Below are 24,489 nucleotides of genomic sequence, written 5' to 3'. Positions count from 1 at the left end.
GCGCCACGGGCGCGTTCAACAACCAGAAACTACTGCGTGATCAGTGCACGTCCTTCCAGTATTCACGCTTGAGCAAGTAGGCGAATACGAAGAAGAAAGCCAGGTACAGCAACACGTAGGTACCGATGCGCTGGCTTTCCAGTTTGACCGGGTTGGCCGAATAGGCCAGGAAGGTCACCAGGTTCTTGACCTTCTCGTCGAACTGCTCAGTGGTCAGGGTACCGGATTTCGGCGTAATGGTCAGCTGGTCACAGGCTTCATGGGTTATCGGGCTGCCGGTCAACGGGTCGAATTGCTTCTTGCCATCGGTCACGGTCTGCACCTGCTTGCAGCCGATCACCTGGTTACCCTGCAGGCCAACCAACACGTTCGGCATGCCGACGTTCGGGAACACCTTGTTGTTCACCCCGTAAGGCCGCGACGGGTCCTCGTAGAAGCTGCGCAGATAGGTGTACAGCCAGTCGGTACCGCGCACCCGAGCCACCAGGGTCAGGTCGGGTGGCGCAGCGCCGAACCAAGTCTTGGCGTCGCTGGGCTTCATGCCGATCTGCATGTGGTCACCGATCTTGGCACCGGTGAACACCAGCTTCTCGAGCATCAGCTCGTGCGGAATGCCCAGGTCATCGGCCACTCGCTCGTAACGCTGGAACTTGGCACTGTGGCAACCCATGCAATAGTTGGCGAAGGTACGCGCACCGTCCTGCATGGCGGCCTTGTCGGTCAGGTCGATATCGGCCTTGTCCAGCTCCAGGCCGTGTTCGGCAGCGAAGGAAAAGGCAGGCATCACTGCCAGCAAAAATACTGCAATCAACTTTTTCATCAGCCAGTCACCCTTTCCGGAACCGGTTTGGTCTTCTCGAGCCTTGTGTAGAACGGCATCAGCAGGAAGTAGGCGAAGTACAGCACCGTGCATACCTGCGACAACAAGGTACGCCCAGGTGTCGGCGCCAGTACGCCCAGCACGCCGAGGATGACGAAGGCCACGCAGAACACCAGCAGGAAGACCTTGCTGATCCAGCCCTTGTAACGCATGGAACGCACCGGGCTACGGTCGAGCCAGGGCAGTACGAACAGCACGGCGATGGCCGCACCCATGGCAATGACACCCATCAGCTTGTCGGGCACCGCACGCAGGATCGCGTAGAAGGGTGTGAAGTACCACACCGGTGCGATGTGCTCAGGGGTCTTGAACGCGTTGGCCTGCTCGAAGTTAGGTTTTTCCAGGAAGTAACCGCCCATTTCCGGGAAGAAGAACACCACGGCGCAGAACACGAACAGGAACACCACCACCCCGACAATGTCTTTGACGGTGTAGTACGGGTGGAACGGAATGCCGTCCAGCGGAATGCCGTTTTCGTCCTTTTTCTTCTTGATGTCCACGCCATCAGGGTTGTTCGAACCCACTTCGTGCAGCGCAAGGATATGCAGCACCACCAGGCCGAGAATCACGATTGGCAGGGCAACCACGTGCAGGGCGAAGAAGCGGTTCAGGGTGATGCCCGAGATCAGGTAGTCACCACGGATCCACTGGGTGAGGTCGTCACCGATCACCGGGATGGCACCGAACAGCGAAATGATCACCTGGGCGCCCCAGTAAGACATCTGCCCCCACGGCAACAGGTAGCCCATGAACGCTTCAGCCATCAGCGCCAGGTAGATCAGCATGCCGAACAACCAGACCAGTTCGCGTGGCTTCTGGTAGGAGCCGTAGAGCAGGCCGCGGAACATGTGCAGGTAGACCACGATGAAGAACGCAGACGCACCGGTAGAGTGCAGGTAGCGCAGAATCCAGCCGTACTCCACATCACGCATGATGTACTCGACCGAGGCGAACGCCTCTTCCGCCGAGGGCGTGAAGCTCATGGTCAGCCACACGCCGGTAACGATCTGATTCACCAATACCAGCAATGCCAAGGAGCCGAAGAAATACAGGAAGTTGAAGTTCTTGGGCGCGTAATACTTGCTCAGGTGGTCTTCCCACATCTTGGTGGCGGGGAAGCGAGCATCAATCCAGTCCATGAACTTGCTCATCATGCGTTCTCCTGGTCGACGCCAATGACGATGATCTCGTCCGACTCGTAAGAGTGCGGTGGCACGGGCAGGTTGAGAGGCGCCGGCTGCGATTTGTAGACACGGCCAGCCAGGTCATAGTGGGAGCCGTGGCATGGGCAGAAGTAGCCACCTACCCATTTCGGGCCGAGGTCGGCGGGCGCGACTTCCGGGCGGAAGGTGGGCGAGCAACCCAGGTGCGTGCAGAGGCCCACGAGAATGAGGATTTCCGGCTTGATCGAGCGAACCTCGGGGTCGACGTAAGCCGGCTGGACCGAGGCCTTGGACTCTGGATCAGACAGATCGCCGGTGATTTTTTTCAGGTTACCGAGAATCTCCTCCGTTCGGCGCACGATGAATACGGGCTGGCCACGCCACTCGGCCACCATCTGCTGCCCGGCCTCGACCTTGGCAATATTGACCTTCACCGGTGCACCCGCGGCTTTCGCCTTGGCACTGGGAAACCATGACCCCACGAACGGTACCGCAGCCCCCACTGCTCCCGCTGCCCCGACCACGGATGTCGCGGCTACGAGGAAGCGGCGCCGGCCTGCGTTGACGCCGTCATTGCTCATTCAGTCCTCTCCCATCAGCTTGCTTGGCCTGTTGAACCAGGCTTGTACTTAGGTTGTGTCAATGGCACTAAAAATTGGCCGCCATGGTAAGAAACAAATCCACACACTGACAAGGTGATTACCCCGGCAAGGGTGACAACCCGCGCTTTGCTTGATCTGTGTCTATGCGACAAGCGGCCACTGACATGCTGACAGGTTAGTTCAAGCCAAAAAAAAAGCCCGGTTCCAAGGAACCGGGCTTTTTTCGACTGCCGAAGCGGTATTAACGCTTGGAGTACTGAGGACGCTTACGCGCTTTACGCAGACCCACTTTCTTACGCTCAACTTCACGAGCGTCGCGGGTGACGTAGCCAGCACGACGCAGAGCGCCACGCAGGGTTTCGTCGTATTCCATCAGAGCGCGGGTGATACCGTGACGGATCGCACCGGCTTGACCGCTGACACCACCACCGGAAACGGTGACGTAGATGTCGAACTTCTCAACGGTTTCGGTCAGCTCGAGTGGCTGGCGAACAACCATGCGAGCGGTTTCGCGACCGAAGAACACGTCCAGAGAACGGTTGTTGATGGAAATGTTACCAGTACCCGGACGCAGGAATACGCGAGCGGTTGCGGTCTTGCGACGGCCAGTGCCGTAATTTTGAGTCGCCGACATAATGAACTATCCCGTTAGATCTTCAGTTCTTGAGGCTGCTGAGCAGTGTGTGGGTGAGCAGCACCCGCGTACACTTTCAGCTTGCGGTACATGTCGCGACCCAGCGGGTTCTTAGGCAGCATGCCTTTGACCGCGGTTTCGATAACACGCTCAGGGGCCTTGGCGATCAACTTCTCGAAGTTGATTTCCTTGATACCGCCCGGGAAGCCGGAGTGGGAGTAGTACATTTTGTCGGAAGACTTGGCACCAGTCACACGAACCTGCTCGGCGTTGATAACGACGATGTAGTCGCCGGTGTCAACGTGAGGGGTGTATTCTGGTTTGTGTTTGCCACGCAGACGGGTAGCGATTTCGGTAGCCAGACGACCCAGGGTCTGGCCAGCGGCGTCGACTACGAACCACTCGCGCTTTACTGTTTCCGGTTTAGCAGTAAAAGTTTTCATTCTCTAAAGCCTCAGAGGCCGCCCAGCGAAAAATAGACGGCGAATCTTACTGGATAGTGCACAGCTTGCCAAGGGCAAGCGCGCAGCCGAACACAGACGCTTTTGGGGGCTCGGGTCGGGCACGCCAATGTTCGACGGGGTTCTTCCTGCGTGATGGTGCATCACTTCCGCCACGCGGAGAGGGGCTGAATTATCCAGATTGCGAGAAAAATTTCAACCTGCTTTGATAGGCTTCTATTGCCAAGGAGAGTCTAACCGATGGAATACCGTCAGCTCGGCCGTACCGACCTCAACGTCAGCGCCCTGTGCCTGGGCACCATGACCTGGGGCGAGCAGAACGTTGAAGCCGAGCCCTTCGAACAGATTGCCCGGGCCAAGAAAGCCGGGGTCAACTTCATCGACACAGCCGAAATGTACCCGGTGCCACCCCGCCCGGAAACCTACGCCGCCACCGAACGCATCATCGGCAACTGGTTCCGGGCCAACGGCGATCGCGATGACTGGGTCCTGGCCAGCAAGGTCGCAGGCCCCGGCAACGGGATCAGCCACATCCGCGACGGCCAGCTCAAGCACAACCGCCAGCACATCGTCGCGGCGCTGGACGAAAGCCTCAAGCGCCTGCAAACCGACCGTATCGACCTGTATCAGTTGCACTGGCCGGAGCGCAGCACCAACTTCTTCGGCAAGCTGGGCTACCAGCACCTGCCACAGGACCATTTCACCCCGCTGGAAGAAACCCTCGAAGTACTCGACGAGCAGGTGCACGCGGGCAAGATCCGCCACATTGGCCTGTCCAACGAAACGCCGTGGGGCACCATGAAGTTCCTGCAGTTGGCCGAAAGCCGTGGCTGGCCGCGGGCGGTGTCGATCCAGAACCCGTATAACCTGCTCAACCGCAGCTTCGAGGTAGGCCTGGCGGAAGTGGCCATCCGCGAGCAGTGCGGCCTGCTGGCCTATTCGCCGCTGGCCTTCGGCATGCTCTCGGGCAAGTACGAGAACGGCGCACGGCCGGGCAACGCACGCCTGACCCTGTTCAGCCGCTTTGCCCGTTATTCCAACCCGCAGACCGTGGCAGCCTGCAGCCGCTATGTGCAACTGGCCCGCGAGCACGGCCTGGACCCGGCGCAGATGGCCCTGGCGTTCGTCACCCGACAGCCGTTCGTGACCAGCAACATCATCGGTGCCACCAGCCTGCAACAGCTGGACAGCAACCTGGCGAGCCTTGAGCTGAACCTGAGCGATGAGTTGCTGGCGGCGATTGAAGCCATCCACCAGGAGCAGCCTAACCCGGCACCTTGAGCTGCAAAGCAGCCCCGCTGTTACATGGGGTAGACACAATCGCCAAAAAATAAGACGATCCAGCCGGTGATTGACCACTCTACCCTATAAGAACAATGACAATGATGTTTACCCAACCCTCCGCGTCGCTGCGGCGCGTCAGCATCCTGGCCATTGACAAGGTGTTTGCTTCGACCTTGATGCAGGCCAAGGACTTCTTCCACCTCGCCAGCCTGCGCTACAGCAAGCAGCTGGGCCTGGGTTTGCAGCCCATGTTCGAAATCCGCCTGGTGAGCCCCGACGGCCAACCTGTGGACAGCTTCAGCAATGTGCAGCTACCGGTCGATGGTGGCCTGGACGACGCCGATGTGATCATTCTCCCGGCCTACTGGGATGACTTCGACAACCTCCTGCAACGTTACCCGCAGGTGCTGCCGTGGCTGCGTGAGCAGCACGCGCGTGGCGCGGTGCTGTGCGCCGAGGCCAGTGGCGTGTTCTGGCTGGCCGAGTCGGGCCTGCTCGACGGCAAGGAGGCCACCACCTACTGGCGCTTCTTCAGCAGCTTTGCCGAACGCTTCCCGAAGATCCGCCTGAACCAGGACAAGCACCTGACCGATGCCGACAATATCTATTGCGCCGGCGGTGCAACTTCAGCCTGCGACCTGTACATCTACCTGATCGAGCGCTTCTGCGGTGCCAACGTGGCCCGTGCAGTGTCACGCGACATTCTTTACGAAGTGCAACGCAACTACACCCCGGGGCGCATGGGCTTTGGCGGGCAAAAACTGCACCAGGACCTGATCATCCTGCAGATTCAGCACTGGTTGGAAGAGCACTTCGCCGACAAGTTCCGCTTCGAAGATGTGGCCCGCAACCACGGCATGAGCATCCGCAACTTCATGCGCCGGTTCCAGGGCGCAACGGGTGACAAGCCGCTGCACTACCTGCAACGGCTACGCATCGAGACAGCCAAGGGGTTGTTGTCGAGCACGCGCAAGAGCATCAAGACCATCAGCTACGAGGTCGGTTATGACGATGCCAGTTTCTTCGCGCGGCTGTTTCGCCAGCACACCGAGCTGTCACCAAACCAGTATCGGCAGCAGTTCATGCAAGAGGCTTGAGGCCAATGGGGCCGCTTTGCGGCCCCCAAATTTATGGCTTGTGCGCGCGCGACAGGAATTCGTGCGACTGCATCTCCAGCAACCGGCTCAGGGTACGCTGGAACTCGAAGCTCAGGCGCCCACCGGTATACAGGTCCTTTAGTTCCACCTCGGCCGAGATGATCAACTTGACGTTGCGGTCGTAGAACTCGTCCACCATGTTGATGAAGCGACGGGCGATGTCGTCGGTGGTAACGCCCATCTGCTCCACGTTGCTGAGCAACACGGCGTGGAAGATCTTGCCCAGTTCAATGTAGTCGTTCTGGCTGCGCGGCCCGTCGCACAGGGCGCGGAAGTCGAACCAGGCGACGTCGTCGCACGTACGCAGGGCATTGATCGGGCGGTTCTCGATCATCAGCACGTCGTTCTCGACCGCCTGGGTGCACTCAGGGGTCAGCGCCTTGAAGCTGGCACGCATGCTCTGATGCGCCGCATCATTGAGCGGGAAGTGGAACAGTTCGGCCTGTTCCAGATGACGCAGGCGGTAGTCGACGCCGCTATCCACGTTCACCACGTCGGTGTACTGCTTGATCATGGCGATGGCCGGCAGGAAGCGCGCACGTTGCAGGCCGTCTTTGTACAAGCCGTCCGGCACGATGTTGGAGGTGGCCACCAGCGATACGCCGTTCTTGAACAGTTCTTCCATCAGAGTGCCGAGGATCATGGCATCGGTAATGTCCGACACGAAGAATTCGTCGAAGCAGATGACCTTGGCTTCTTCGCTGAAGCGCTTGGCGATGATGGTCAGCGGGTTCTTCTCGCCCTTGAGGGTTTTCATTTCCTCGTGCACGCGCTTCATGAAGCGGTGGAAGTGCGTGCGCATCTTCTGCTTGAACGGCAGCGCTTCATAGAAGGTATCGACCAGGTAGGTCTTGCCTCGCCCTACCCCACCCCAGAAGTACAGGCCCTTGACCGGGGTCTGCTCCTTCTTGCCGAACAACTTGCCGAACATGCCTGGCTTATTGTTCTGCGCCTGCACCAGGTCGTCGTACAGGCGCTGCAGGTGACGCACCGCAGTTTCCTGCGCCGCGTCATGGAAGAAGTCGGGACGTTTCAGATCTGCTTGATAGCGTTCTAAGGGAGTCATGATTCGTTAGCGAGGCAACAAAAAACGGGCCGTCACTGTAGCGACAGGCCCGCTTAATGGCAATCAGACTTGCGTCAATATGCCTCAGTCCTGCTGTGGTGCCAGGGCATCACGCAGGCTTTGAATGGCCACATCACGGGCTTCGGTGCTGTCAAACTGCGGCCCGTCGGCAACCTGCTCGCCATTCAGCCACAGGCCGAAGCTCAGGCCTTCAACCCGTACATCGGCCTCGCCACCCTGTTGCAGCTGCTTGCTCACGGCGCCGGCGCTCTTGCCGTCGGCAAAGCTGCGCGACAGCAGCAGTTGCTCGCCGTCAGCGGCCAGCAGGCGGAAGCGGAAGCTGCCATCTTCGTCACGGAAGCTGACAAAGCGCGCACTCTTGGCGGCTTTTTTCTTCACTTCGGCAGTGGCCTGCACGCCAGTACGGAACGAACGCAGGCCAACGGCTTCGCGCAGTTGCTCGAGGAACGGCGTGGCAATCTTGCGGGCCTTGGCGGCGCCGGCCAGCAGGATGTCTTCCAGGTCCGCCGGGCGGGCGATCAACTGGTGGTAGTACTCGCGTTTTTCGGCCAGCTGGCCATCCAGCAACTGGAACAGGCGCTGCTTGGCATCGCCCCAGCCCAGACCCTGCAGCAGTTCTTCACGGAAGCCGGCGCATTGCTCCGGCGTCGAGAAAGCCTGGTACAGGGTGAACAGGTGCGAGTTGTCCGGGTCTTTCGCTTCGCCTGGCGCGCGCGAGTCGGTGACGATGCGCGAAATGGCGTCCTTCATGTCCTTGGCGCTGGTGAACAACGGGATGGTGTTGTCATAGCTCTTGGACATCTTGCGCCCATCCAGGCCTGGCAGCGTGGCCACGCTTTCTTCGATCACCGCTTCTGGCAGGGCGAAGAAGTCCTGGCCCTGACCGAACAGGTGGTTGAAGCGTTGGCCGATGTCGCGGGCCATTTCCACGTGCTGGATCTGGTCACGGCCAACCGGCACCTTGTTGGCGTTGAACATCAGGATGTCGGCAGCCATCAGCACCGGGTAGCTGAACAGGCCCATGCTCACGCCGGCGTCCGGGTCTTCGCCGCTCTCGACGTTCTTGTCCACGGAGGCCTTGTAGGCATGGGCACGGTTCAGCAGGCCCTTGGCGGCAACGCAGGTCAGCAGCCAGGTCAGCTCGGGGATTTCCGGGATATCGGACTGGCGGTAGAAGGTCACCTTGTCCGGGTCCAGGCCACCGGCCAACCAAGTGGCGGCGATTTCCAGACGCGAACGTTGAATGCGCTGCGGGTCGTCGCACTTGATCAGGGCGTGGTAGTCGGCCAGGAAGTAGAACGAGTCGACACCGGGCTGCTGGCTGGCACGGATCGCCGGGCGGATGGCGCCGGCGTAGTTGCCCAGGTGCGGTGTGCCGGTGGTGGTGATACCGGTAAGAATGCGCGTGGTCATGGGTGTTCGCTTATTCAGGCTTGGCTCAGTTCGAAAGGCGCGGCAGCAGCAGATCCTTCAGATCGGTCAGCTTGCCATGGAAGAAGTGTCCGCATTCTGCCACTTTCAGCAGCTCATGGGGGCGCGACAAGCTGTCGGACCACTCGTAAACCAGCTGCGGTGCGACGACTTCGTCGGCGTCCGGTTGCACCACGGTGATCGGGCAACGCTGCGGCACCGGGAACTCGGTGGTCAGGCGCATGACGGCGGGGGCGATCATGAACAGATGCTGCAACTGCGTGCCTGCAGCTTCCAGGCGCCCAGCCAGACTGGTGGCCACGAAACCACCGAACGAGAAGCCCATCAGCACAAGTGGCAGCTTGGGGTGTTTGGCACGCAGCCAGGCGGCAGCGGCCTCGGCATCGGCTACTTCGCCAGCGCCCATGTCATGGCTACCGGCGCTCTGGCCAACACCACGGTAGTTGAAACGCAGGGTCACATAGCCGGCATCACGTGCGGTGCGCTGCAGGGTCGAGACCACCTTGTTGAGCATGGTGCCGCCCTGAACCGGGTTGGGGTGGCAGATCAGCACCGCGCCACGGGCGTCGGCCACGTCCAGGTACAAGGCTTCCAGCTGGCCGCTGGGGCCATCGATGAACAAGGGGGTTTCGCGGACAAGCAAGGCACTACTCCGTGACCTCGGGAAGGGTCGATTCGTCTAGGTGAGGAATTCTGTTCTGATTTGCGATCGCTCGCGGTATACAGCGCAGGTCTGAGCCGTTAACGTAAAGCAAAGCCGTTTATAGAGGAAGGACTCGTGGAACTCTCGCTCCTTGTTTGGTTGTTGCCAACCCTGGCCCTGGTCATCGGTGTGGCGGTCGGTTTCATCGTTGCCCGCCTGCTGCCCAATGCGGCGCCGAGCAACACCCAGCGCCAACTGGATGATATCCAGAAGCGTTTCGACAGCTACCAGAACGAAGTGGTCACCCACTTCAACAGCACCGCCATGCTGGTCAAGAAACTGACCCAGAGCTACCAGGACGTACAGGATCACCTGGCCGAAGGCGCCAACAGCCTGGCCCTCGACGACGTCACCCGCCAGCGCCTGCTGGCTGCGCTGCATTCCGAAGCGCCGCAAGGCCCGCGTGACCGCCTGACACCGCCGAAAGACACCGCCGAAGTGCCACGCGACTATGCGCCAAAAGCGCCGAACTCGCCGGGCATGCTCGACGAGAGCTACGGGCTCAAGCGCTGATCGGCTGAACATGAAAAAGGCCTCGCAAGAGGCCTTTTTTGTGGGCTGGTACAGGCTGCCTATTTGCAAGCCTGCAATGCCTGCTCGACATCCGCCAGCAGGTCTTCCACATCCTCCAGCCCCACCGACAACCGCACCAATCCTTCCGATATGCCGTGATGCGCCCGCTCCTGCGGCGTGTAACTGGAATGCGTCATGCTCGCCGGATGCTGCGCCAGCGATTCGGCATCACCCAAGCTCACCGCCCGTGCAAACAGCTGCAGCGCATTCATGAAGCGCCGCCCGGCGTCGATCCCCCCCTTGAGCTCGAAGGCAATCATCCCACCCGGCAAGCGCATCTGCCGCTGCGCCAGTTCGTATTGGGCGAACGACGGCAAACCTGGGTAGTGAATAAGTTCCACCTGCGGCTGCCGCGCGAGGAACTGCGCCACCTGCAAGGCGTTGGCGCAATGGCGGTCCATGCGCAGGGCCAAGGTCTTGATACCGCGCATCAGCAGCGACGCGTCATGCGGCGACAGCACCGCCCCGGTCATGTCCTTCAGCCCCTCCAGGCGAATGCGGTCGACCAGCGCCTTACGCCCCACCACCAGGCCCGCCGTGATATCACCATGGCCACTGAGGTACTTGGTCGCCGAATGCACCACCAGGTCCGCCCCAAGCTCCAGCGGCCGCTGCAGGTACGGCGTGCAATAGGTGTTGTCGACCACCACAAGTACATCACGCCCTCGTACTGCCTCGACGACCGCCGCTATATCCACCAGTTGCATGTTGGGGTTGGCCGGCGTTTCGAAGTAGATCATCCGCGTTTTGCTGTTGATCGCCGCTTTCAGGGCCTTGGCATCGTTGAGGTCGACATGGTGGATCTTTACCCCGAACTCGCCAATGCCGTGATGCAGGAAAGCGAACGTGCAGCCATACAAAGTACGCCCGACAATCAGTTCATCGCCAGGCCGCAGCAAGGTCCAGATGGTCGAAGTGATCGCGCCCATCCCCGACGCCAGCGCCAGCCCCGCCTCACCGCCCTCCAACGAAGCCATGCGTTGCTCGAGCAAGGCCAGGGTCGGGTTGGAGATGCGGCTGTAGAAATGCCCCGTTTCCTCCCCGGCGAAGCACGCAGCGCCGTATTCGACAGTGGGGAAGGCATAAGTAGCGGTCTGGTACACCGGTGGCACCAGGGCACCACCGTGGGAAAGCGGGTCGTAGCCATGGTGAATGGCCCGCGTGGAAAAACCGGTGTTGTTATGGGAGTCGCGCATGGCAACAGCCTCTTGTGGTTTGTTATAAGCTTATGCCACCGGGCTGCCCGATTTTTTCCAAATTGGCCCACGCATACGCGTGCTTGTTGGAACGAAAACAATAATCAACGGACCAGGAGGGCAAAACATGCCTTCAAGCCTCGATCGCACCGACCGCGCCCTGCTGGCTGCCTTGCAGGACAACGCCCGCCTCACCATCGCCGAGCTCGCCGACCAGGTGGCGCTGACCACCTCGCCCTGCTGGCGACGGGTCAAGCTGCTGGAAGACAACGGCTACATCACCGGCTACCAGGCCATCCTCTCGCCCAAGTCGCTGGGGTTTGGCGTGACCGCGTTCGTCAGCATCATGATGGACTCCCACACCAAGGACATGGCGCTGGCGTTCGAGCAGCGGCTGATGGAAATTCCCGAGATCGTCGCCTGCCACAACATCTCAGGGCGCTATGACTTTTTGCTGGAAATTCTGGCGCGGGACCTGGAGTCGTTTGGCGAATTCACCCGGGAAGTGCTGCAACGGCTGCCGGGGGTGAAGGAGATCTATTCGAGTTTTTCCTACAAGGCGGTGAAGGAGAAAAGGGTAATACCTGTGTCGGAAAAACACATCTAAGACAGATCTTCCCAATCAGCAGGAACGCTCCTACTGACACGCAGTCCGTCTCTGACATACATAAAACTCGTCTCCGGGCACACTTTCCATGCCTCTTATTCCAGGGACGACTCCATGGCCAGCCATCTTCCAGAGTTCATCATCCAGAAACTCGCAGGTCGAACATTCCACAGCTTCGACCATTTTTCCCAGTCCTTCTGGCTGGCGATCGCAGAGGACCCAATCTACAGCCAGCAATTCATCCCCGCCCAGCTCAACCGCCTCAAGAAAGGCTGGCCCCCTCGCGCGCCATTCCATGAGACGGCAAAGGGGCTGCGCTCCTATCAGCTATGCCACCTGAACCCGCCCGAGTGGGGTGGGCTGATGTACGACGCTGAAAACCTGCGAATCATGAGCGCGATGCAGTACACGCTTTCATCGGAGGCGCCCTGGTGATAAGCCTGAAGCAGGACCTGGCAGACTATTCATACAGTGAGTTCCGCTCGATAGTAGACGCGCTAATTCAGGCGACAGGCTCCCGGGAATGGCAGGAAAGACTGCTGGAGCATTTTATCGAGCTGGTTGCGCACCCCGATGGTTCTGACCTGATCTATTACACCGGGGATAAACCGGAAGACTGCACTGGGCAGGTAATGACTCGCATCGTGGCATGGAGAGCGTCGAAGGGCCTTTCAGTGTTCAGGGACTGACAGCGGGCGCAGCATTGGGTGATGATCGCCTCACAAGCCGGTATTGCACACAAAAAACCCCGCCGAAGCGGGGTTTTCCTTGCAGCCTAGCGCTTAGATCGCGCCACGCTGACGCAGCACGTCCAGCACCAGCTTCACACCTTCGTCCACGCTGGTGGACTGGGTGTCGATCACAAGGTCAGCATCCAGCGGCACATCGAACGGGAAGCTTTCGCCCGGGATGTTGTCGCCGCCGGCGGCGTACAGGCCTTGCGGGTCACGCTCGCGGCAAGCCAGCGGCGAAGCCTGGACGTAAACAGTCACCAGGCGGTCCTTGCCGATCAGCGCCTTGGCCTGTTCGCGGCCTTCGGCATCCGGGGCCACGAACGCAGCCAGGGTCAGCAGGCCGGCCTCGTTGAACTGGCGCGCCACATGGGCGGCGCGGCGCCAGTTTTCGGTGCGACCGGCGCGGTCTTGCGGCAGGCCCTTGTTCAGGTCGTGGCGCAGGTTCTGGCCATCGAGCACGTATACCGCACGGCCCATGTCGAACAGCTTGCGCTCCACGGCATAGGCCAAGGTGCTCTTGCCAGCGCCGGACAGGCCGCTGAACAGCACGGTGGCTGGCTGCTGGCCGAAGCGCAGGGCGCGCTCTTCGGTCGACACGTGGGCCTGCTTGCCATGCTGGCCGGTGCTGCCGTGTGGCAGAACGGGCGGAGCGATGATCATGCCGGCGCCAACGGTGCCGTTGGTCAGGCGGTCGATGACAATGAACGCACCGGTGGTGCGGTTGCTGTCGTAGCCGTCCAGGGCGATCGAGGCGTCCAGTGCAACCTTCACGCGGCCGATCTCGTTCAGCTGCAGTGCGCTGGCAGCGCCCTGCTCCAGGGTGTTCACATCGACCTTGTGGGTGATGCTGGCAATCGAGCCCGGCACATAGCTGGTGGCGCGCTTGATGTCGTACTTCTTGCCCGGGAGCATCGGCTCTTCGGCCATCCACACCAGCATGGCGTCGAACTGGTCGGTCACCGGCGGTACGTTGTCGGCATGTACCAGCAGGTCGCCACGGGAGATGTCGATCTCGTCTTCCATGGTCAGGGTCACTGCCTGGCCTGGGCCGGCGTTTTCCAGCTCACCTTCGTAGGTGACGATGGACTTGACGCGGCTGCTCTTGCCCGACGGCAGCACGACGATTTCGTCGCCCTTGTGCACCACGCCGCTGGCGATGGTGCCGGCGAAGCCACGGAAGTTCAGGTTCGGGCGGTTCACGTACTGCACCGGGAAACGCAGGTCGGTGAAGTTGCGGTCGGCCGACACTTCGACGGTTTCGAGGATTTCCATCAGCGTCGGGCCGGCATACCACGGCGAACGCTCGCTGTGGTTGACCACGTTGTCACCCTTGAGCGCCGACATCGGCACGAAGTGCAGGCTGCTCGGGGTCAGGTTGATGGCTTCGGCGAACTGCAGGTAGTCGGCCTTGATCGACTCGAAGACGTCTTGGTCGAAGCCCTTGAGGTCCATCTTGTTGACCGCGACCACGATGTGCTTGATGCCCAGCAACGAGGCGATGTAGCTGTGGCGGCGGGTCTGGGTCTGCACGCCGTAGCGGGCATCGACCAGGATGATCGCCAGGTCGCAGGTGGATGCACCGGTGGCCATGTTGCGGGTGTACTGCTCGTGGCCCGGGGTGTCGGCAATGATGAACTTGCGCTTGGCGGTGGAGAAGTAGCGGTAGGCAACATCGATGGTGATGCCCTGCTCACGCTCGGCCTGCAGGCCGTCTACCAGAAGTGCCAGGTCGACTTCTTCGCCGGTGGTACCGACTTTTTTCGAATCACGGGTGATGGCCTCGAGGTGGTCCTCGTAGATCATCTTCGAATCGTGCAGCAGGCGCCCGATCAGGGTGCTCTTGCCGTCATCCACGTTGCCGCAGGTGAGGAAACGCAGCAGTTCTTTGCGCTCGTGCTGAGCCAGATAAGCGAGGATATCTTCGCTGATCAAATCGGATTGGTGCGACATGGAGTAACCCTGAAAATTAGAAGTAGCCCTGACGTTTTTTGTCTTCCATGGAACCGGCGCCATCGTGGTCGATGACTCGGCCCTGGCGCTCGGAAGTGCGCGTCAGGAGCATTTCCTGAATGATGTCGGTGAGCGTTTCGGCTTCCGACTCGACAGCGCCCGTCAGCGGGTAGCAGCCAAGGGTACGGAAACGCACCTTCTTCTTGACGATGCGGGCTTTCTCTTCCTCGGAGAGGTGCTCGAGAATGCGCTCGTCGTCGATCATGATCAGGGTGCCGTTCTTCTCGATGACTTCACGCTCGGCGGCGAAGTACAGCGGCACGATCGGGATGCCTTCAAGGTAGATGTACTGCCAGATGTCCAGCTCGGTCCAGTTCGACAGCGGGAAGACGCGGATCGACTCGCCCTTGTTGACCTTGCCGTTGTACACGTTCCACAGCTCTGGGCGCTGGTTTTTCGGGTCCCAACGGTGCTTGCTGTCTCGGAACGAATACACGCGTTCCTTGGCCCGCGACTTCTCTTCGTCGCGGCGCGCGCCACCGAAAGCGGCGTCGAAACCATGCTTGTCCAACGCCTGCTTCAGGCCCTGGGTCTTCATGATGTCGGTGTGCTTGGAGCTGCCATGGGTGAACGGGTTGATGCCCTGCGCCACACCCTCGGGGTTGACGTGGGTGATCAGTTCCAGGCCCATTTCCTCGACCATCTTGTCGCGGAAGCTGTACATCTCCTGGAATTTCCACTGGGTGTCGACGTGCATCACCGGGAACGGCAGCTTGCCCGGGAAGAAGGCCTTGCGCGCCAGGTGCAGCATCACGGCGGAATCCTTGCCGATCGAGTACAGCATCACCGGGTTGTCGAACTCGGCGGCCACCTCGCGGATGATATGGATGCTTTCCGCCTCCAGCTGTTTCAAGTGCGTCAGTTTGTCGACCATGGCTACTCACGAAAAACGATCTTATGGACGGCCTGCGGGCCGTGTTCGAGCGAGCCACTTTATCACAGCGGCTGCTTCTATTTAGGCGGCGGGCTAGATCGAAAAGGTCTAACGATATGACTGGGGGTTTGGCTGATATTGGGGCCGCGTTGCGCCCTTTGGGAGCAGGCGAGCCCGCGCAGAGGGCAGCACTGATTTCAGATGGGGTTCGGGCAATCGATGAACAGGTGCTCCACGGCAAACCGCCGCGCCAGGTAATCGCCCAGCGCCTGCACGCCATAGCGCTCGGTGGCATGGTGCCCGGCCGCAATGAAGCTGACCCCATTCTCGCGGGCACTGTGGTAGGTCTGCTCCGACGCCTCGCCTGTGAGGTACAGGTCCACCCCGGCCGCAATCGCCGTGTCGATGTAACCCTGCCCGCCACCGGTGCACCAGCCGACCCGACGGATCATCTCGTCGCCTTCGACCAGCAACGGCTCACGCCCCAGCACGTCCTGCACCCGCCTTGCAAAATCACGCGCGGTCACGGGCTCGGCCAGCGAACCGACCAACCCGACCACTTTGGGGTTCTCCGGGTCCAGCGGCCCTTCGACGGTGATGTCCAGTTGCCGCGCCAGTTGCACGTTGTTACCTACCTCCGGGTGCACGTCCAGCGGCAGGTGAAACGCCAGCAGGCTGATATCGTTGTTCAGCAAGGTTTTCAGGCGACGCTGGCGAATACCGGTGATGCATGGGTTTTCACCTTTCCAGAAGTAACCATGGTGCACCAGCACCAGGTCGGCCCCGGCCTCGACCGCTGCGTCCAGTAGCGCCTGGCTGGCGGTAACGCCACTGACGATGCGGCTGACCTGTGGCCGGCCTTCGACCTGCAGGCCATTGGGGCAATAATCCTGGATCTTCGCGCTACCCAGGTAACGCTCGGCTTCTTCGACCAGGGTGTTTAGAGCGACGGCCATGAAAATCTCCTCGAAAACTGCGCTTTTCCCAGGCACAACGCCTAGCGAACGCCCGTATAATGCCGGCCATTATGGGCCGTCGCCGGCACTGGGGGAACCGGTGTATCATCGCGCGCGCTCATGCCCCACTGCGCGGCCGCTGGCCCCCGCTCTTTCCAGGATTCGTTCATGTTCAAGGCTTTGCGTTACTTTGGCTGGCCCCTGCTTACCGGCGTACTGATCGCCATGCTGATCATCCAGCGTTTCCCGGAATGGGTCGGCCTGCCCAGCCAGGACGTCAACCTGCAGCAAGCACCGCAGACCACGCGGATCATGCAAGGCCCGGTGTCGTACGCCGACGCCGTGACATTGGCCGCCCCGGCTGTGGTCAACCTGTACACCACCAAGGTGGTGAACAAAAGCGCTCACCCGCTCTTCGAAGACCCGCAGTTCCGCCGCTTTTTCGGCGACAACCTGCCCAAGCAGCGCCGCTGGGAATCAAGCCTGGGCTCGGCGGTGATCATGAGCCCCGAGGGCTACCTGCTGACCAACAACCACGTCACCAGCGGCGCCGACCAGATCGTCGTTGCGCTGAAGGATGGCCGCGAAACCTTGGCCCGCGTGATCGGCAGCGACCCGGAAACCGACCTGGCGGTGCTCAAGATCGACCTGAAGAATCTGCCGGCAATCACCATCGGCCGTTCCGACAACATCCATATCGGCGACGTGTCGCTGGCCATCGGCAACCCGTTTGGCGTCGGCCAGACCGTGACCATGGGCATCATCAGCGCCACCGGCCGAAACCAGCTGGGCCTGAACAACTACGAAGACTTCATCCAGACCGACGCGGCGATCAACCCCGGCAATTCGGGTGGCGCGCTGGTGGATGCCAATGGCAACCTGGTCGGCATCAACACGGCAATCTTTTCCAAGTCCGGCGGCTCGCAAGGCATCGGTTTTGCCATCCCGGTAAAACTGGCACTGGAGGTGATGAAGTCGATCGTCGAGCATGGCCAGGTGATTCGTGGCTGGCTGGGTATCGAAGTGCAGCCGCTGAGCCAGGAGCTGGCCGAGTCGTTCGGCATGAAGGACCGCCCAGGCATCGTGGTGGCGGGTATCTTCCGCGAAGGGCCGGCGGCCAAGGCCGGGCTGCAGCTGGGTGACGTGATCCTGAGCATCAACGGCGAGCCGGCCGGTGACGGGCGCAAGTCGATGAACCAGGTGGCGCGGATCAAGCCCAATGAGAAGATCACCATCGAGGTGATGCGCAATGGGCAGCAATTGAAGCTGGTTGCCGAGGTGGGGCTGCGGCCGCCGCCGGCGCCGGCTGCCAACCCGGAAGAGAAATAAAAATGGGGCCGCTTTGCGGCCCCAACTGCATCAGTGCAGGATCTGGCTGAGGAACAACTTGGTCCGATCACTGCGCGGCCGGTCGAAGAAGTCATCCGGCGCGGCTTGCTCCACAATCTCCCCCTTGTCCATGAAGATCACCCGGTTCGCCACAGTCCGGGCAAAGCCCATTTCGTGGGTTACGCAAAGCATGGTCATGCCATCTTCGGCCAGGCCCACCATGGTATCGAGCACTTCCTTGACCATTTCCGGGTCCAGCGCCGAGGTCGGTTCATCGAACAGCATGATCTTGGGTTTCATGCACAGCGCACGGGCAATCGCCACACGCTGCTGCTGGCCACCCGACAACTGCCCTGGGTACTTGTGCGCCTGCTCCGGAATACGCACCCGCTCCAGGTAATGCATGGCAATTTCCTCGGCCTTGCGCCGTGGCATCTTGCGCACCCACATCGGCGCCAGGGTGCAGTTTTCCAGAATGCTCAGGTGCGGGAACAGGTTGAAGTGCTGGAACACCATGCCCACTTCACGGCGGATAGCCTCGATCTGCTTGAGGTCGTTGGTCAGCTCCACGCCGTCGACCACGATACGCCCCTGCTGATGCTCTTCCAGGCGGTTGAGGCAGCGGATGGTGGTGGACTTGCCCGAGCCGGACGGCCCGCACAGCACGATGCGCTCGCCCTGGCGCACATTCAGGTTGATGTCCTTGAGCACATGGAACTGGCCGTACCACTTGTTCACACCCTGCATCTGGATGATGCCTTCGGGGCCAGCAGGCTGCTTGATCGCTTCACTCATTTCGAAACTCCTAACGCTTGTGGCCAGTGTCCAGCTTGCGCTCCAGATGCATGGAGTAGCGGGACATACCGAAACAGAAAACCCAGAACACCAGGGCGGCGAACACATAGCCCTCGGTGGCCATGCCCAGCCAGGCCGGGTCGGCGGCGGCTTGCTTGACGCTGTTCAGCAGGTCGAACAGGCCGATGATGATCACCAGGCTGGTGTCCTTGAACAGGGCGATGAAGGTGTTGACGATGCCGGGGATCACCAGCTTGAGTGCCTGCGGCAGGATCACCAGGCCCATCGAGCGCCAGTAGCCCAGGCCCATGGCCGCAGCGGCTTCGTACTGGCCCTTGGGGATGGCCTGCAGGCCACCGCGCACCACCTCGGCGATGTACGCCGACTGGAACAGGATCACGCCGATCATCGCCCGCAGCAGCTTGTCGAAGCTCATGCCTTCAGGCAGGAACAACGGCAGCATCACCGAGGACATGAACAGCACGGTGATCAGCGGTACGCCGCGCCAGAACTCGATGAAGGTCACGCACACCACCTTCACGGCCGGCATCCGCGAACGCCGGCCCAGGGCCAGCAGGATGCCCAGCGGCAAGGCACCGACGATACCCACGGTGGCGATCACCAGGGTCAGCATCAGCCCGCCCCATTGGCTGGTCGGCACGCTATCCAGGCCCAGGTAGCCCCCGTGCAGCAGGGTGTAGGCCAAAACCGGGTACAGCACCAGGAAGCCCAGGCCATAGAAGGCCTTGCGCGGGAAGCGCTTGATGAACAGCGGCGCGGCACCGAGCACGGCAAGCCACACGGTCAGGTCCACGCGCCAGCGCAGCTCCGCCGGGTAGTAGCCGTACATGAACTGGCCGAAGCGCTGCTGCACGAACACCCAGCAGGCGCCCTCCTTGGTGCAGTCGGCGCGGGTGGTGCCGACCCAGTTGGCGTCGATCAACGCCCACTGCAGCAACGGCGGCACGATCAGCCACACCAAGTACAGGGCAAACAGGGTCAACAACGTGTTGAGCCAGCTGGAGAACAGATTGGCACGCATCCATGCGAGCACGCCGACGGTTTTCACCGGTGGCGGCATATCGGGTTTGAAAACATGGGCATTCACGGGCGTATCCTCACCGCTCGATCAGCGCAATGCGCTTGTTGTACCAGTTCATCAGCAGCGAAATGCTGATGCTGATGGCGAGATAGACACTCATGGTGATGGCGATCACCTCGATGGCCTGGCCGGTCTGGTTGAGCACGGTACCGGCGAACAGCGAGACCATTTCCGGGTAGCCGATACCGGCCGCCAGCGACGAGTTCTTCGCAAGGTTCAGGTACTGGCTGGTCAGCGGCGGAATGATCACCCGCAGTGCCTGGGGGATGATCACCTTGCGCAGGGTCGGGCCCTCGCGCAGGCCCAGCGAACGGGCGGCCTCGGTCTGGCCATGGCTGACCGAACGGATGCCGGAACGCACGATTTCAGCGATGAAAGCTGCCGTATAAATAGTCAGCGCCAAGGTCAGCGCCAGCAGTTCGGGGATCAATACCCAGCCACCGACGAAGTTGAAGCCCTTCAACTGCGGTACTTCCCAGGTCACCGGGCTGCCGAACAACAGCACGCTCAAGCCCGGGATGGCGATCAACAGCGCCAGCCCTGCCCAGAACTTGTGGAACGGCACGCCAGTCTCGTCAAAGCGTTTGTTGGCCATGCGCACCATCACGGCAATGGCCGCGATTGCCACCACCACGGCCACTGCAAACGGCCAGAAACCATCGGCCATGGAGGCGCCCGGCATGTTCAGGCCACGGTTGCTGATGAAGAACATATCGTCGATGTTGATGCTGCCCCGTGGGCCTGGCAGGGTCAGGAACACGGCGAAATACCAGAACAGGATCTGCAACAGCGGCGGGATATTGCGGAAGGTTTCCACATACACGGTCGCCAGCTTGTTGATCATCCAGTTTGGCGACAGCCGCGCCACACCGATGATGAAGCCCAGGATCGTCGCCAGGATGACACCGATGAAGGTCACCAGCAGGGTATTGAGCAGGCCGATGACGAACACCCGCGCATAGCTGTCGGATTCCACGTAGGGGATCAGGTGCTGGGCGATGCCGAAGCCGGCACTGCGGTCCAGAAAGTCGAAGCCCGACGTGATGCCTCGGTGCTGCAGGTTGGTTTGCGTGTTGTGGAACAGGTACCAGCCCAGACCGACCACGAAGACGATCGTGAGAATCTGGAACAGCCACGCGCGCACACGCGGATCGTTAAGGGACAAGCCCTTGGGTGCGCCGATTTGATTTTGCATGAAGTGCCCCGGACAGTAGGGATTCGAACAGCCTGCGGCGGCGGGATGCCGCCGCAGGGTGCAACCATCAGCGCACAGGTGGCGCGTACTGGATGCCGCCGTTGTTCCACAGGGCGTTCATGCCACGGTCGATCTTCAGGTCGGTGCTCTGGCCCAGGTTCTTCTCGAACACTTCGCCGTAGTTGCCGACTTGCTTGACGATCTGCACTACCCAGTCTTTGGGCAGTTTGAGGTCCTTGCCGTACTCGCCATCCCCACCCAGCAGGCGGGCGACGTCCGGGTTCTTGGTGGCCTTGGCCTCAGCTTCGACGTTCTTCGAGGTGATGCCCGCCTCTTCGGCGTTGAGCATGGCGAACAGGGTCCATTTGACGATGCTGAACCACTCCTCGTCGCCCTTGCGCACTACCGGGCCCAGTGGCTCCTTGGAGATGGTTTCCGGCAGCACCACGTAGTCGGTCGGCGCGGCCAGCTTGGAGCGCTGGGCGAACAGCTGCGACTTGTCCGAAGTCAGCACGTCGCAACGGCCGGACTCCAGCGACTTGGCGCTTTCGTCGGACGTGTCGAAGGTGATCGGGGTGTACTTCAGGTTATTGGCGCGGAAGAAGTCCGATACGTTCAGCTCGGTGGTGGTACCGGCCTGGATGCAGATGGTCGCGCCATCGAGCTCCTTGGCGCTGGAAACACCCAGCTTCTTGTTGACCAGGAAGCCGACGCCGTCATAGTAGGTGACACCGGCGAACACCAGGCCCATGCCCGCATCGCGCGAGCTGGTCCAGGTGGTGTTGCGCGACAGCACGTCGACTTCGCCCGATTGCAGGGCGGTGAAGCGTTCCTTGGCGTTGAGCTGGCTGAACTTGACCTTGGTGGCATCGCCAAACACGGCGGCGGCCACGGCACGGCAGACATCGGCGTCGATACCGACGATCTTGCCCTGTGCATCAGGTACCGAGAAGCCTGGAAGACCGTCGCTCACGCCACACTGGACGAAGCCCTTTTTCTTTACCGCATCGAGGGTGGCGCCGGCCTGGGCATTGCTCACGGCGCCCAGCGCGGCGGCAGCGGTCAGGACTGCCAGGGTGGTTTTCAACATCTTCATTCACAACCTCCAAATCGCTCTTGTTGTATCGAGCCGGAATTGCACCGCACCCTTTTGAGGCGTATCCGACCCGTATTGGCTTGTTATTGGGTCAATTGGCGCAATGGACTGTTCTGTGACAGCCTTCGCGTGCAAAGGGTGTTACCGTCACGGCTTGCCCTTTGCATCACAGGTTGAATTGCAAAGGGCGTACCAGATTCTTTGGCTGTAGCGTTTAAGCGCTCGTCAAGTAGGGAAAGTTGTATCGTTGCGACATTCTTTTTCCGACAATCATTTCCCGTGCCTTCTTTTCACGCACGCCATAACAAGACACGCACATTTTCGGAGCAGTCATGACCAACCCGCTGATTCTCGAACCACAGAAAACCGCTGACGCCTGTGTGATCTGGTTGCACGGTCTGGGGGCCGATCGTTACGACTTCCTACCTGTGGCCGAATTCATGCAGGAGCGCCTGCTCAGCACCCGCTTCATCATGCCCCAGGCGCCAACCCGCCCCGTGACCATCAACGGCGGCTACGCCATGCCCAGCTGGTACGACATCAAGGCCATGACCCCAGCCCGCGCCATCGACGAAGCTCAGCTGGAGGAGTCGGCCGAGCAAGTGGTTGCCCTGATCAAGGCCGAGCAGGCCAAAGGCATCAACCTGTCGCGGATCTTCCTGGCCGGTTTCTCCCAGGGTGGTGCGGTGGTGCTGCACACTGCCTATATAAAGTGGCAAGAAGCACTGGGCGGGGTGATCGCCCTGTCCACCTACGCCCCCACCTTCAACGACCAGCACCAGTTGAGTGCCTGCCAGCAACGCACCCCGGCCCTGTGCCTGCATGGGGTGCACGACCCGGTAGTGATCCCGTCCATGGGCCGCACCGCCTTCGAGTACCTGAACACCTGGGGCGTCGCCGCCCGCTGGCACGAGTACCCGATGGAGCACGAAGTGGTAGTCGAAGAGCTGAACGACATTCACGAATGGCTGGCCAAGCAACTGCAATAAGCCGCGACCGCCTGTAGTTGTAGGGCTATTCCACTACGCCGCGCCCGAATCTTGCATTACACTGCCCGGCGTACATTCCTTAACCAGTTGATGAGACGATCGTGCTCAAGGCACTCAAGAAAATATTCGGCAAGGGAGACGCCGCGCCACAGGCCGTCGCTCCTGCTGCCAGCGTGACACCACCGGCGCCCACGCCCGCCAGCGAGCCCCGGCCCGCAGCCAAACCGGCCGCCCCGCGCGCCAACCCCACCCCCAAGGCTGAGCGGCCTGCCGCCGTTACGCCAGCGCCAGCAGCCGAGAAGCCGGCCAAGGACAAACCGCGTCGCGAGCGCAAGCCCAAACCGCAGGCCAGCCTATGGAAGCCCGAAGACTTCGTGGTCGAGCCGCAGGAAGGCAAAACCCGTTTCCACGACTTCAAGCTGTCCAACGAGCTGATGCACGCCATCCACGACCTGGGCTTCCCATACTGCACGCCGATTCAGGCGCAGGTACTGGGTTACACCCTGCGTGGCCAGGACGCCATCGGCCGGGCCCAGACCGGTACCGGCAAGACCGCCGCATTCCTGATCTCGATCATTTCCCAGTTGCAGCAGACGCCCCCGCCCAAGGAACGCTACATGGGCGAACCGCGCGCGCTGATCATCGCCCCTACCCGCGAGCTGGTGGTGCAGATCGCCAAGGACGCCGCGGCCCTGACCAAGTACACCGGCCTGAACGTGATGAGCTTCGTCGGTGGCATGGACTTCGACAAGCAGCTCAAGGCCCTGGAAGCGCGCCACTGCGACATCCTGGTGGCCACCCCGGGCCGCCTGCTGGACTTCAATCAGCGCGGCGAAGTGCACCTGGACATGGTCGAGGTGATGGTGCTGGACGAAGCCGACCGCATGCTCGACATGGGCTTCATCCCCCAGGTTCGCCAGATCATTCGCCAGACGCCGCCGAAGAGCGAGCGCCAGACCCTGCTGTTCTCCGCCACCTTCACCGACGACGTGATGAACCTGGCCAAGCAGTGGACCACCAACCCGGCCATCGTCGAGATCGAACCGGAAAACGTCGCCAGCGAAACGGTCGAGCAGCATGTGTATGCCGTGGCTGGCAGCGACAAGTACAAGCTGCTGTACAACCTGGTGACCCAGAACAAGTGGGAACGGGTAATGGTGTTCGCCAACCGCAAGGACGAAGTGCGGCGTATCGAAGAAAAGCTGGTGCGTGACGGCATCAATGCCGCCCAGCTGTCGGGCGACGTGCCGCAACACAAGCGCATCCGTACCCTGGAGAGCTTCCGTGAAGGGCGCATCACCGTGCTGGTGGCGACCGACGTGGCGGGGCGTGGTATTCACATCGATGGTATCAGCCATGTGATCAACTTCACCCTGCCGGAAGACCCGGACGACTACGTGCACCGCATTGGCCGAACTGGCCGTGCGGGGAGCAGTGGTGTGTCGATCAGCTTTGCCGGTGAGGATGATTCCTACCAGTTGCCGGCGATCGAAGAACTGCTGGGGCGCAAGATCAAGTGTGAAATGCCGCCGGATGAGCTGTTGAAGCCGGTGCCGCGCAAGCACCACTGATTACCCGAAATGCTAACGCCGTCCCTGTAGGAGCGGCCTTGTGTCGCGAAAGGGCCGCGC

Annotated in this window: 25 protein-coding genes; 9 read left to right on the top strand and 16 right to left on the bottom strand. The window is 61.1% G+C overall.

The features are described from left to right. Positions 1-40 precede the first annotated feature (40 nt). The 5 genes from DM807_RS00385 to rplM all read right to left on the bottom strand — a co-directional run bounded on the left by DM807_RS00385 (position 41) and on the right by rplM (position 3,722). Positions 41-820 carry a cytochrome c1 gene (locus DM807_RS00385; protein WP_012274075.1) on the bottom strand — a complete coding sequence of 260 codons (780 nt, stop codon included), beginning with the start codon at positions 818-820 and terminating at the stop codon, positions 41-43. After that, complete coding sequence (locus DM807_RS00380) at positions 820-2,031, bottom strand: cytochrome b (protein WP_003251825.1); 1,212 nt, start codon at positions 2,029-2,031, stop codon at positions 820-822. The genes DM807_RS00385 and DM807_RS00380 overlap by 1 nt, the downstream gene beginning before the upstream one ends. Then, on the bottom strand, positions 2,031-2,624 hold the full coding sequence (petA, locus tag DM807_RS00375) for a ubiquinol-cytochrome c reductase iron-sulfur subunit (protein WP_003251823.1): 594 nt from the start codon (positions 2,622-2,624) through the stop codon (positions 2,031-2,033). Before petA ends, DM807_RS00380 begins: the two co-directional genes overlap by 1 nt. Before the next feature lie 262 nt (positions 2,625-2,886). Then, positions 2,887-3,279 carry a 30S ribosomal protein S9 gene (gene rpsI, locus DM807_RS00370; protein WP_003260797.1) on the bottom strand — a complete coding sequence of 131 codons (393 nt, stop codon included), beginning with the start codon at positions 3,277-3,279 and terminating at the stop codon, positions 2,887-2,889. A gap of 14 nt (positions 3,280-3,293) precedes the next feature. Continuing rightward, on the bottom strand, positions 3,294-3,722 hold the full coding sequence (gene rplM, locus DM807_RS00365) for a 50S ribosomal protein L13 (RefSeq protein WP_003251819.1): 429 nt from the start codon (positions 3,720-3,722) through the stop codon (positions 3,294-3,296). A gap of 258 nt (positions 3,723-3,980) precedes the next feature. Between rplM and DM807_RS00360 the strand changes: the two genes are divergently transcribed. After that, entirely contained in the window at positions 3,981-5,021 is a 1,041-nt protein-coding gene (locus DM807_RS00360; RefSeq protein ID WP_179026934.1) for an NADP(H)-dependent aldo-keto reductase, read from the top strand. 179 nt (positions 5,022-5,200) lie between these two features. Further along, entirely contained in the window at positions 5,201-6,121 is a 921-nt protein-coding gene (locus DM807_RS00355) for a GlxA family transcriptional regulator (RefSeq protein ID WP_171577226.1), read from the top strand. A 31-nt stretch (positions 6,122-6,152) separates the two neighbouring features. Here DM807_RS00355 and zapE read toward each other — a convergent pair whose 3' ends face one another. The 3 genes from zapE to DM807_RS00340 all read right to left on the bottom strand — a co-directional run bounded on the left by zapE (position 6,153) and on the right by DM807_RS00340 (position 9,342). Continuing rightward, positions 6,153-7,247 (bottom strand): cell division protein ZapE, encoded by a 1,095-nt coding sequence (gene zapE, locus DM807_RS00350; protein ID WP_012274078.1) that lies wholly within the window; start codon positions 7,245-7,247, stop codon positions 6,153-6,155. Positions 7,248-7,331: 84 nt separating this feature from the next. Beyond that, complete coding sequence (locus tag DM807_RS00345; RefSeq protein ID WP_060493236.1) at positions 7,332-8,681, bottom strand: tryptophan--tRNA ligase; 1,350 nt, start codon at positions 8,679-8,681, stop codon at positions 7,332-7,334. A gap of 25 nt (positions 8,682-8,706) precedes the next feature. Continuing rightward, positions 8,707-9,342, bottom strand: a complete 636-nt coding sequence (locus DM807_RS00340) for an alpha/beta hydrolase (protein WP_179026933.1) — start codon at positions 9,340-9,342, stop codon at positions 8,707-8,709. 135 nt (positions 9,343-9,477) lie between these two features. Here DM807_RS00340 and DM807_RS00335 point away from each other — a divergent pair, with 135 nt between their 5' ends. Further along, on the top strand, positions 9,478-9,915 hold the full coding sequence (locus DM807_RS00335; protein ID WP_012274081.1) for a Z-ring associated ZapG family protein: 438 nt from the start codon (positions 9,478-9,480) through the stop codon (positions 9,913-9,915). A gap of 59 nt (positions 9,916-9,974) precedes the next feature. Here DM807_RS00335 and DM807_RS00330 read toward each other — a convergent pair whose 3' ends face one another. Continuing rightward, positions 9,975-11,171, bottom strand: coding sequence for a methionine gamma-lyase (locus DM807_RS00330; RefSeq protein ID WP_060493237.1), 1,197 nt, complete (start codon positions 11,169-11,171; stop codon positions 9,975-9,977). A gap of 127 nt (positions 11,172-11,298) precedes the next feature. On the opposite strand from DM807_RS00330, the gene DM807_RS00325 reads away from it, so the two are divergent. From DM807_RS00325 to DM807_RS00315, 3 genes are all read left to right on the top strand, one after another. Then, positions 11,299-11,778: an Lrp/AsnC family transcriptional regulator gene (locus DM807_RS00325; RefSeq protein WP_012274083.1), complete on the top strand. Its 480-nt coding sequence runs from the start codon at positions 11,299-11,301 to the stop codon at positions 11,776-11,778. Between the two features lie 114 nt (positions 11,779-11,892). Beyond that, the gene (locus tag DM807_RS00320) at positions 11,893-12,213 is read left to right on the top strand and encodes an S-type Pyocin (RefSeq protein ID WP_012274084.1); all 321 of its coding nucleotides are present in this window, start codon (positions 11,893-11,895) and stop codon (positions 12,211-12,213) included. Continuing rightward, on the top strand, positions 12,210-12,467 hold the full coding sequence (locus DM807_RS00315) for a bacteriocin immunity protein (RefSeq protein ID WP_012274085.1): 258 nt from the start codon (positions 12,210-12,212) through the stop codon (positions 12,465-12,467). Before DM807_RS00320 ends, DM807_RS00315 begins: the two co-directional genes overlap by 4 nt. Before the next feature lie 93 nt (positions 12,468-12,560). On the opposite strand, the gene cysN is transcribed toward DM807_RS00315, so the two are convergent. The 3 genes from cysN to DM807_RS00300 all read right to left on the bottom strand — a co-directional run bounded on the left by cysN (position 12,561) and on the right by DM807_RS00300 (position 16,352). Further along, positions 12,561-14,462, bottom strand: a complete 1,902-nt coding sequence (gene cysN, locus DM807_RS00310; protein ID WP_012274086.1) for a sulfate adenylyltransferase subunit CysN — start codon at positions 14,460-14,462, stop codon at positions 12,561-12,563. Between the two features lie 16 nt (positions 14,463-14,478). Next, positions 14,479-15,396, bottom strand: coding sequence for a sulfate adenylyltransferase subunit CysD (gene cysD / locus DM807_RS00305; protein WP_003251799.1), 918 nt, complete (start codon positions 15,394-15,396; stop codon positions 14,479-14,481). A gap of 197 nt (positions 15,397-15,593) precedes the next feature. Beyond that, on the bottom strand, positions 15,594-16,352 hold the full coding sequence (locus tag DM807_RS00300; RefSeq protein ID WP_012274087.1) for a Nif3-like dinuclear metal center hexameric protein: 759 nt from the start codon (positions 16,350-16,352) through the stop codon (positions 15,594-15,596). A gap of 168 nt (positions 16,353-16,520) precedes the next feature. On the opposite strand from DM807_RS00300, the gene algW reads away from it, so the two are divergent. Beyond that, positions 16,521-17,681, top strand: a complete 1,161-nt coding sequence (algW, locus tag DM807_RS00295; RefSeq protein WP_012274088.1) for a Do family serine endopeptidase AlgW — start codon at positions 16,521-16,523, stop codon at positions 17,679-17,681. A gap of 30 nt (positions 17,682-17,711) precedes the next feature. Here algW and DM807_RS00290 read toward each other — a convergent pair whose 3' ends face one another. The 4 genes from DM807_RS00290 to DM807_RS00275 all read right to left on the bottom strand — a co-directional run bounded on the left by DM807_RS00290 (position 17,712) and on the right by DM807_RS00275 (position 21,869). Then, on the bottom strand, positions 17,712-18,476 hold the full coding sequence (locus DM807_RS00290) for an amino acid ABC transporter ATP-binding protein (RefSeq protein ID WP_003251792.1): 765 nt from the start codon (positions 18,474-18,476) through the stop codon (positions 17,712-17,714). 10 nt (positions 18,477-18,486) lie between these two features. Next, positions 18,487-19,584 (bottom strand): amino acid ABC transporter permease, encoded by a 1,098-nt coding sequence (locus tag DM807_RS00285; protein ID WP_012274089.1) that lies wholly within the window; start codon positions 19,582-19,584, stop codon positions 18,487-18,489. Positions 19,585-19,594: 10 nt separating this feature from the next. After that, positions 19,595-20,773, bottom strand: a complete 1,179-nt coding sequence (locus tag DM807_RS00280; RefSeq protein ID WP_012274090.1) for an amino acid ABC transporter permease — start codon at positions 20,771-20,773, stop codon at positions 19,595-19,597. Between the two features lie 67 nt (positions 20,774-20,840). Continuing rightward, positions 20,841-21,869, bottom strand: a complete 1,029-nt coding sequence (locus DM807_RS00275) for an amino acid ABC transporter substrate-binding protein (RefSeq protein WP_012274091.1) — start codon at positions 21,867-21,869, stop codon at positions 20,841-20,843. A gap of 332 nt (positions 21,870-22,201) precedes the next feature. On the opposite strand from DM807_RS00275, the gene DM807_RS00270 reads away from it, so the two are divergent. Further along, positions 22,202-22,858, top strand: coding sequence for an alpha/beta hydrolase (locus DM807_RS00270; RefSeq protein ID WP_012274092.1), 657 nt, complete (start codon positions 22,202-22,204; stop codon positions 22,856-22,858). A 101-nt stretch (positions 22,859-22,959) separates the two neighbouring features. Continuing rightward, on the top strand, positions 22,960-24,429 hold the full coding sequence (rhlB, locus tag DM807_RS00265) for an ATP-dependent RNA helicase RhlB (RefSeq protein ID WP_012274093.1): 1,470 nt from the start codon (positions 22,960-22,962) through the stop codon (positions 24,427-24,429). Positions 24,430-24,489 lie beyond the last annotated feature (60 nt).

The organism is Pseudomonas hunanensis, assembly GCF_013393325.1.
Taxonomy (GTDB): Bacteria; Pseudomonadota; Gammaproteobacteria; order Pseudomonadales; family Pseudomonadaceae; genus Aquipseudomonas; species Aquipseudomonas putida_P.
Note: the sequence above shows the minus strand (reverse complement) of the source record. Positions and strands in the feature narration are given on the sequence as shown.

What these genes read in the sequence shown, in the direction of transcription:
- DM807_RS00280 (WP_012274090.1), bottom strand. Translation starts at nt 20,773, where the DNA reads ATGCAAAATCAAATCGGCGCACCCAAGGGCTTGTCCCTTAACGATCCG.
- petA (WP_003251823.1), bottom strand. Translation starts at nt 2,624, where the DNA reads ATGAGCAATGACGGCGTCAACGCAGGCCGGCGCCGCTTCCTCGTAGCC.
- DM807_RS00345 (WP_060493236.1), bottom strand. Translation starts at nt 8,681, where the DNA reads ATGACCACGCGCATTCTTACCGGTATCACCACCACCGGCACACCGCAC.
- DM807_RS00325 (WP_012274083.1), top strand. Translation starts at nt 11,299, where the DNA reads ATGCCTTCAAGCCTCGATCGCACCGACCGCGCCCTGCTGGCTGCCTTG.
- zapE (WP_012274078.1), bottom strand. Translation starts at nt 7,247, where the DNA reads ATGACTCCCTTAGAACGCTATCAAGCAGATCTGAAACGTCCCGACTTC.
- algW (WP_012274088.1), top strand. Translation starts at nt 16,521, where the DNA reads ATGTTCAAGGCTTTGCGTTACTTTGGCTGGCCCCTGCTTACCGGCGTA.
- cysD (WP_003251799.1), bottom strand. Translation starts at nt 15,396, where the DNA reads ATGGTCGACAAACTGACGCACTTGAAACAGCTGGAGGCGGAAAGCATC.
- rpsI (WP_003260797.1), bottom strand. Translation starts at nt 3,279, where the DNA reads ATGTCGGCGACTCAAAATTACGGCACTGGCCGTCGCAAGACCGCAACC.
- DM807_RS00380 (WP_003251825.1), bottom strand. Translation starts at nt 2,031, where the DNA reads ATGAGCAAGTTCATGGACTGGATTGATGCTCGCTTCCCCGCCACCAAG.
- DM807_RS00320 (WP_012274084.1), top strand. Translation starts at nt 11,893, where the DNA reads ATGGCCAGCCATCTTCCAGAGTTCATCATCCAGAAACTCGCAGGTCGA.
- DM807_RS00360 (WP_179026934.1), top strand. Translation starts at nt 3,981, where the DNA reads ATGGAATACCGTCAGCTCGGCCGTACCGACCTCAACGTCAGCGCCCTG.
- DM807_RS00270 (WP_012274092.1), top strand. Translation starts at nt 22,202, where the DNA reads ATGACCAACCCGCTGATTCTCGAACCACAGAAAACCGCTGACGCCTGT.
- DM807_RS00290 (WP_003251792.1), bottom strand. Translation starts at nt 18,476, where the DNA reads ATGAGTGAAGCGATCAAGCAGCCTGCTGGCCCCGAAGGCATCATCCAG.
- rplM (WP_003251819.1), bottom strand. Translation starts at nt 3,722, where the DNA reads ATGAAAACTTTTACTGCTAAACCGGAAACAGTAAAGCGCGAGTGGTTC.
- DM807_RS00385 (WP_012274075.1), bottom strand. Translation starts at nt 820, where the DNA reads ATGAAAAAGTTGATTGCAGTATTTTTGCTGGCAGTGATGCCTGCCTTT.
- cysN (WP_012274086.1), bottom strand. Translation starts at nt 14,462, where the DNA reads ATGTCGCACCAATCCGATTTGATCAGCGAAGATATCCTCGCTTATCTG.
- DM807_RS00300 (WP_012274087.1), bottom strand. Translation starts at nt 16,352, where the DNA reads ATGGCCGTCGCTCTAAACACCCTGGTCGAAGAAGCCGAGCGTTACCTG.
- DM807_RS00355 (WP_171577226.1), top strand. Translation starts at nt 5,201, where the DNA reads ATGCAGGCCAAGGACTTCTTCCACCTCGCCAGCCTGCGCTACAGCAAG.
- DM807_RS00275 (WP_012274091.1), bottom strand. Translation starts at nt 21,869, where the DNA reads ATGAAGATGTTGAAAACCACCCTGGCAGTCCTGACCGCTGCCGCCGCG.
- DM807_RS00330 (WP_060493237.1), bottom strand. Translation starts at nt 11,171, where the DNA reads ATGCGCGACTCCCATAACAACACCGGTTTTTCCACGCGGGCCATTCAC.